The organism is Kribbella antibiotica (assembly GCF_004349055.1).
In the GTDB taxonomy this organism is placed as follows: Bacteria; Actinomycetota; Actinomycetes; order Propionibacteriales; family Kribbellaceae; genus Kribbella; species Kribbella antibiotica.
Window position 1 is genome coordinate 23,167 of the sequence record NZ_SMKX01000111.1, and the last position, 6,172, is coordinate 29,338.

A 6,172-nucleotide genomic window follows, 5' to 3' on the forward strand; every position below is an offset into this window, starting at 1 on the left:
AAAGGAGTGCCGGTTATGGCGAGATCTTATTGGCTAGAGGATGACTCCGTGCCTTTTGCAACGTTCCTTGGGGTTATTCAGACCTACTATCATCCCGAGGCGCGAAATGACAATTTCGACGAATTGGTTGAGTGGGCGCGTGCCGGGCGAGGTGGCGAGGAGATGGCGACTTTCAAGGAGGAGTTGTCTCGACTTGTCCAGGGCGATCGAGAAGGTCTGCGGCCCGGTGCGATCGAGGCGGCTACCGAGTATGACGATTGGAATACCGACGAAGGTTTCCTGAATTGGTTGTGGCAAGAGTTGTATCCGGATGAGCCTGTTCCTAGGCCAGGTGCGTAGTCGCACGTATTACTTGGACCTCGCGGTCAAATTTGTTGAGCCGCCCGGTTCCTGCCCAAAGAGGAGGATGGGTTAGAGATGCAGTTGATCGGAAGGTACTGGCTCAGCGATCGTTCAGTTCCGTTCGGTATGTTCCTGAACTTTATGGAGATCTACTACAGCCCCGACGTTCGTAATGACCTCTACGATGACTTGGTGGCTCGGGCGAGACTGGCGGATTCGGGGGACGCCGGCATGGCGACCTTCAAGAAGGAACTCGTCAGGTTGTTGAAAGGTGACCGGGAAGGCCTTCATTCATCGGCGATTTTTACAGCGGCGGAGTATGATGAATGGGATACTGATGATGAATTTCTCCGCTGGCTGTGGCGTGAGCTCTATCCAAGTGAACTAGTACCTATGCCCGCCGCGGCTGAGTCAGACTGAGCGGCCAGCCCTCGTCCCGGCCGCCGGACGTGCCGTCGAAAAATCTAACGGCTTGTCCTGGGCGGCGATTGGCCCTGCGTCATCCACGAGCCCTGACGCCTGGACCGATCGATCGCTGACCAGCAAGAACACCGATCAGTTGACCGCCAGGAACTCTCAGCGGGCTCTCGGCTGTAGGCGTGGAAGGAGCTAGCTGATGGATGAGCAGCGGGAGCGCGAGGTGAAGGACGCGGTCGCTTATGTTGCCGCGTTCAAGAAGCAGCGACCGTGGTTGGAGCCAGTGTCGAAGTGTGATCCGCAGGTGCAGCGCGTGTACGCGTCGCTCGATCTAGGTCTCGGGCATTCACACAAGCGGCACGCGGCTTTCGGTGATGACACGCTCCAGCGGCGGCGGGTTGCTTACTGCGAGGACCCAGCGCAGGCGCACTCCCGGATGCGGATCATGGGCTTCGACGGCTTCAAGCATGACCGGCAACACGTCTGCGGTGCGGAGGCGACGAGAGTTCACGACGCGACTGCTTTCGCCGCGGCGTTCGTAGTCCTCACGGAGCACCCGGAAGCGCGCCGTGGGCTCGACACACCGGCTGTCGGCGGCAGAATTCCTGATGCTGCGAAGATCCCGATCGCCGATCTGCTCGGTTCAAAGGGGCACGATTTTTGTTCGGGGTTTGCCTTGGCCGGTGACTGGCTGGACGCTCGGTTGGTGCGCCGGAGACTGACCTGGGCGCGGTGGACTGGGGAGGATCTGAGCGAATTCGCGAAGCCGTCTGTCGAGCAGATCCCCAGTTTTGAGAACGGGCACTTCATTGTGCGGTTCGTGCCGAACTCGCAGACGGAGGCTGGCGGTCACCAGATCTGCACGCTGACTCCCGAGCCGGAGCGGCATGTTCTGCAGGATCCCCGGCTGGAGGTCGCCGACCGCTACTGGCTGCACCCGGCGGCGCTTCCGTTCACCACTGTCCTGAACTTCATGGAGAAGTACATCCATCCGGAGATCCGATTCAACAACTACCACTACCTGATACGCCGTGTGGCCATCGCTGCGCCTGATGACGAGGAGTTGGCGACTTTCAAATCAGAGCTGGTCCAACTACTTGAAGGCGACCATAGAGGGCTGCATCCGCATGCGCTCAGCGTCGCTTCGGGGTATGAGGACGAGGGGGACGACCCGCAGTTTCTGGCTCGACTCTGGAAGAAGCTGTATCCGCTGGAGCACGTGCCGGGGCCGGTGCAGGGCTGAGCTGATTCCGCTGGATGGGGCCCAGGTTGATGTGACGCCCCGGCGGGAGGCACTCCGGTCGGCGTGATGGCGGTTGTGGGCAAGCGACCTGACTTCGGTCATTTGGGTTAGTGCCTGAGGCGAGGATGGCCGAACCGCACGCCAGGCCCCAGTCCCAGCCCGACCGCGGATCGCCAGCACTGACCAAGTCGTTCTCCGGATGGTCCGGCACGTTGAGCCGAGCGCCGGCCGACTGCCCGGAGCTAGCTTGATCAGTGGCGCAGATCCGGCGTACCGACCAACGGGTAGTGCCCCGCAGAATTCCGTCACCGAAGGCGTCAGCACGCGGCGCGACTCACCGCTGGACGAACCACTACCCGTCCGGCGGTACACCACCCGGCGCTACCGGACGCCCAGGCCATCACAATCGACCAGCACCCGCGGTCGCAGGTGGGCAACCGGCCGAGAGCGCCATTTGTGAGGGGCTGGCGGACCGCCATCACCGTCCAACTCTGCGGGACTCGCCCGGCTCACGCTCAGCCCGCCGCGCCGAATGGCTCAAAAACGCACTTAGACGGTGGTGCAGGTCCGCCCCAGCCACCAGAGCCCGGCATCATTAGTGCCTGAGCCCGCCGCTCGAACAAGCATCGTCGCAGATCAGCGCCATGCATGGTCCTGAACGCGGCAAGGATGACCGAAGTCAGGCTGGACGCCTACGAGCGCCGTACGGACCCTGGTGGGCAGCCGGCGATCGACCCGGAGTGACGTCGTACAACGATGACTGCCGCTGCTAACGAGTAGTCGTCACACGTGTCAGGGGCAGCGTCGGGGAGGCGGCGTCACGTTGGCCGGGTCTCCGTTGGGGTCCACCAGGACCGGACGGAGGTCGGTGATGCGGGGTGGGAGAGCGCGCGTGAAATCGAGAGGGATGTCGCCCTCTCTGCCGCCGCCGGTCCAGTGCACGGTCCAGTAGGCCGTGGCGCTGACCTGGAAGGTGCCGGACTTCTCACAGCGAGACGTCTTGCCGCTGGCCGCAACGGGGAACGGATCGAGCTGAAGGCAGCCGGGATCAGTGGTCTGACTCGTGTTCTTGCGCAACTAGAAGACAACCTCGCCGACCCGTACTGGCTGTCGCCGGGCTCTTCATCCCGTGCGTGGTTACCGAGTGTGTGGAGTGGGAGATCGAGTGTGACTTCTGTGCTGTTGTCCAACGTTTACCGGCGGCATTCTCCGCACAGTCGACGACCCACGTCGTCCCAGGCCAGCAGCGTGCATCGTTTTGAACGACGAGGGCGAGAGGTGGGGCGGCTTCCAGCCGGACGGCTCGTTCAAACTGTCGTAGGAGTTGGTCTTCGACCACCTGGGACCCGAAGCTGATCCGGGAAAGCGGGTACAGGCACCCACGACTGTGCTGCATGAGGCCAACCACGCCCGCGTCGAGATCGACGCTCCTGACGAGCCGAACGCCGTACCGACCAGGCACTCCAAGGCGCTTGACGAAGGGCTGACCGGGTGGGTGTGCCCAAGGGCGGAGCGGTGGCGATCGGCGGGCGCATCCGACAGAACGTGGACGCGGGTGATGTCGTACGAGGACCACCGCTGCCGCCGAGACGCCACTGCCTGCATAACCCAGGAGATCTGCGGGGACCCGCTGGACGCCGATGAGCGGCGGCGGCACCTACGGTCTGTGGATAACCGCGTGGCGGTCACTCTTCGTATGGCAGAGTTGAGGCTCCTGCAACTTTGGCGGCGAGGAGGGTCTGATGCAGTTCAGCGAGTTCAACAATGCTTTCAGCGCCGCGAGGCGACGGATTCGGCGGGAAGGTTCCGATGCGATCGCGCCTGCGGAGGAGCAGTTGCAGGCGATGGCACCTGAGCTGGAGTCGGAGGAGGACCGTCGGGTCGCTGCGAGTTTGATCCAGAAGCTGCCGCAATATGCGTTGCCCCCGAGGCCTCGCAGTGCACTGATGCACGAAGCCCTCCTGGTCGAGCGAGCAGCGTACGAGGCCGCAGGATCCGTTGAAGAACGGATTGCTGCCATGGCCGAGGCGCGCCGCAGAATCTTCGAGATCGCCGAACGCGCGCCGGCCGATGAAGCACCCGGAATTCAGGCGCTGACCCGAGTCATCGAACACCTTGAGGACGACCTCCGCGACCCGGTATGGCCGCTTGCAGTGCCACCGGACAGCGACAGTCGGTAGTCAATGGCGGTCGTCCGGATCGATCCATCATCGGAGCAATACCGGCAATTCGCTGAGCTGTACACCGCGGCTCGGAGGGCACGGCCCAGTCAGATCGATCGGTGGAACGGCGACCTCTACGCCACGGTCGGAGAGGGACGACAGTGGGGCAGCTTCCGCCAGGACGGCTCATTCGCACTCTCGCAGGAGTTGGTCTTCGACAGACTGCGGCCGGGCGCCGAACCGCAACAAGCCGTACAGGCGATCACGACGGTCCTGCATGAGACGAACCATGCGCGCACCGAAATCGACGCCCCGTCCGAGCCCAACGCTGTAGTTTCCCGGCACTCCAAGGCTCTCGATGAAGGTCTGACAGAGTGGGTCGCCGTCGATGACGCCCAGGGATTCGCGGAACGCGCCGGGTACGGCCATCTTCCCGAACCCGAGCCGGAGTACCCCGCTGCGCACCAGGCGACCGAAGAGCTTCTCGAGTACGCAGCTGGCCCCGACAACGTTGCAGATCTGGCGAGCCGTGCGATGGATGCACCGGTGGTCATGCGCTGGGATGTTATCGCCGACGAGATCGTGAAGAACCGCCTGGCAGACGTCGTACCGGCAGATCCGCAGCACCAGCAGGCTGCGCGGGCAGAGCTGATCCACGCGATGACCCACCCAGAGTGGGAGTACCTGGACAAAGCACCAGCCGAAGCCGGCGACAACGCAGCCCAGAGAACAACCCAGGCGCTCGACAAGGCTACGCAGGGTATCCGTGATCACTACGCGCACAATCCGGAATCCCCGGTCCCGGCGCAGAACCCCAACTTCCGGGTTCCTCAACGGGCCGGGCAGGCACTCAGCGAGGTGCAGGAGCGCATCGTGCAACACGAGACTCAGGTGGATCTGGCACAACTGCCGGCGCCTAGCGCCGACGCCCGCATCGAGGGACCACCGGCAGGGCGAGCAGCGGGAGAATATTCGGGGCGTGGATCCGCTGGAGACGGTGCCCGGTTTCTCAGTGGGTCACCCTCTGCTGCTGAGGCGACTCAGTTCAAGCCGAAGCTCGGGAATGGTGCACGCGGAGCTGGGACGCCGGCCGGCGGACGGGGTGGGGTCGAGCGACCCATGCACCCGACAGACCGCGGGCGCGGGTGATACCGCCCCCTACCTTGAGAAGTGGCCAACCGCCGATGCGGTAGTGGGTGTGGGGGCGGAACTTCGCTCAGCAGTCGTCAGCTTGGTCGTAGCCGTCGACGACCTTCCATTGGTTGTCGACCAAGTCGAGACTGCGTTGGTCCAGGTACTTCGTTATTGTGCCTGCCCCTCGGATGGCCTTGCCTTCGGCATTGACGAAGGCGGTTGTGGTTGTGTCGAGGCAGGCGTGCAGGTAGACACCGGTGATTTTTCCGGCAACTGGGTCTTCGACGCTGATCACCTTGGTCCAGCGGATCTCGGTTGGTCCTGTGGCCTTGACCTTCCGGGTGCGGTAGTCCGCTGCCAGCTCGTTCAAGGCGGTCAATCCGTCCTCGGCAGCGATCGAGGGTAGGTCTGCTGTTTTGGTGCCGCCGCTCTTTGCCATGTTGTCGGCTACCTCGATGTAGTGCCGGTAGGCCGCAATGGCTGCCTCGCCGGCGGCTTTTGCGTCGCCTTCCGGGGTGGCTGAGCTGCTGGACGAACCGCTGGAGGTGACTGGCTGCGGCTTGGGGTTGTCGGCGCCGCAGGCTGTGAGAGCAGCGGCGATACCAACGAGGGCTGCCGTGGTGGTGAGCCGCCTGAACATGGATCCTCCGTCGAAGGGGGTTACGGACGGTGGCAGTGTTTCATACGGCGGGTGCTCGGCCGTCGGAGTTACTGGGTGAAATCCAGGTGGGGTAAAGACCGTAGCTGGTGGTCTTGGTGGTAGGCGAAGAAGGCGGCTATTAGGCCGGTGGCTTCTCGGCGGGTTCGGGGGTCGGCTTGGAGGGCGGTGGGCCAGTCGCCGGTGAGGAGGGCGGCTAGGTGGGCGATTGTGGTG

General features: G+C 63.5%; 7 protein-coding genes. 5 read left to right on the top strand and 2 right to left on the bottom strand.

The window, feature by feature from the left end; all coding sequences use genetic code 11:
• The first annotated feature begins 15 nt into the window (after positions 1–15).
• The 3 genes from E1263_RS29695 (at position 16) to E1263_RS29705 (ending at position 2,002) form a co-directional block, all read left to right on the top strand.
• Positions 16–339 (top strand): hypothetical protein, encoded by a 324-nt coding sequence (locus E1263_RS29695; RefSeq protein WP_132173317.1) that lies wholly within the window; start codon positions 16–18, stop codon positions 337–339.
• A gap of 78 nt (positions 340–417) precedes the next feature.
• A complete protein-coding gene (locus E1263_RS29700) occupies positions 418–762 on the top strand; it encodes a hypothetical protein (RefSeq protein WP_132173318.1) in 345 nt (114 codons plus the stop codon).
• Positions 763–958: 196 nt separating this feature from the next.
• Complete coding sequence (locus tag E1263_RS29705; RefSeq protein ID WP_132173320.1) at positions 959–2,002, top strand: hypothetical protein; 1,044 nt, start codon at positions 959–961, stop codon at positions 2,000–2,002.
• 792 nt (positions 2,003–2,794) lie between these two features.
• On the opposite strand, the gene E1263_RS29710 is transcribed toward E1263_RS29705, so the two are convergent.
• Complete coding sequence (locus E1263_RS29710) at positions 2,795–3,079, bottom strand: hypothetical protein (protein ID WP_132173322.1); 285 nt, start codon at positions 3,077–3,079, stop codon at positions 2,795–2,797.
• Positions 3,080–3,744: 665 nt separating this feature from the next.
• Here E1263_RS29710 and E1263_RS29715 point away from each other — a divergent pair.
• Positions 3,745–4,182 (top strand): hypothetical protein, encoded by a 438-nt coding sequence (locus E1263_RS29715; protein WP_132173324.1) that lies wholly within the window; start codon positions 3,745–3,747, stop codon positions 4,180–4,182.
• Between the two features lie 3 nt (positions 4,183–4,185).
• Positions 4,186–5,313, top strand: a complete 1,128-nt coding sequence (locus E1263_RS29720) for a hypothetical protein (protein WP_132173326.1) — start codon at positions 4,186–4,188, stop codon at positions 5,311–5,313.
• A gap of 67 nt (positions 5,314–5,380) precedes the next feature.
• Here E1263_RS29720 and E1263_RS29725 read toward each other — a convergent pair whose 3' ends face one another.
• Positions 5,381–5,938 carry a hypothetical protein gene (locus tag E1263_RS29725; RefSeq protein ID WP_132173328.1) on the bottom strand — a complete coding sequence of 186 codons (558 nt, stop codon included), beginning with the start codon at positions 5,936–5,938 and terminating at the stop codon, positions 5,381–5,383.
• Positions 5,939–6,172 lie beyond the last annotated feature (234 nt).

Coding starts and splice junctions, on each gene's coding strand:
- E1263_RS29695 (WP_132173317.1), top strand. CDS start 16: ATGGCGAGATCTTATTGGCTAGAGGATGACTCCGTGCCTTTTGCAACG.
- E1263_RS29700 (WP_132173318.1), top strand. CDS start 418: ATGCAGTTGATCGGAAGGTACTGGCTCAGCGATCGTTCAGTTCCGTTC.
- E1263_RS29705 (WP_132173320.1), top strand. CDS start 959: ATGGATGAGCAGCGGGAGCGCGAGGTGAAGGACGCGGTCGCTTATGTT.
- E1263_RS29715 (WP_132173324.1), top strand. CDS start 3,745: ATGCAGTTCAGCGAGTTCAACAATGCTTTCAGCGCCGCGAGGCGACGG.
- E1263_RS29720 (WP_132173326.1), top strand. CDS start 4,186: ATGGCGGTCGTCCGGATCGATCCATCATCGGAGCAATACCGGCAATTC.
- E1263_RS29725 (WP_132173328.1), bottom strand. CDS start 5,938: ATGTTCAGGCGGCTCACCACCACGGCAGCCCTCGTTGGTATCGCCGCT.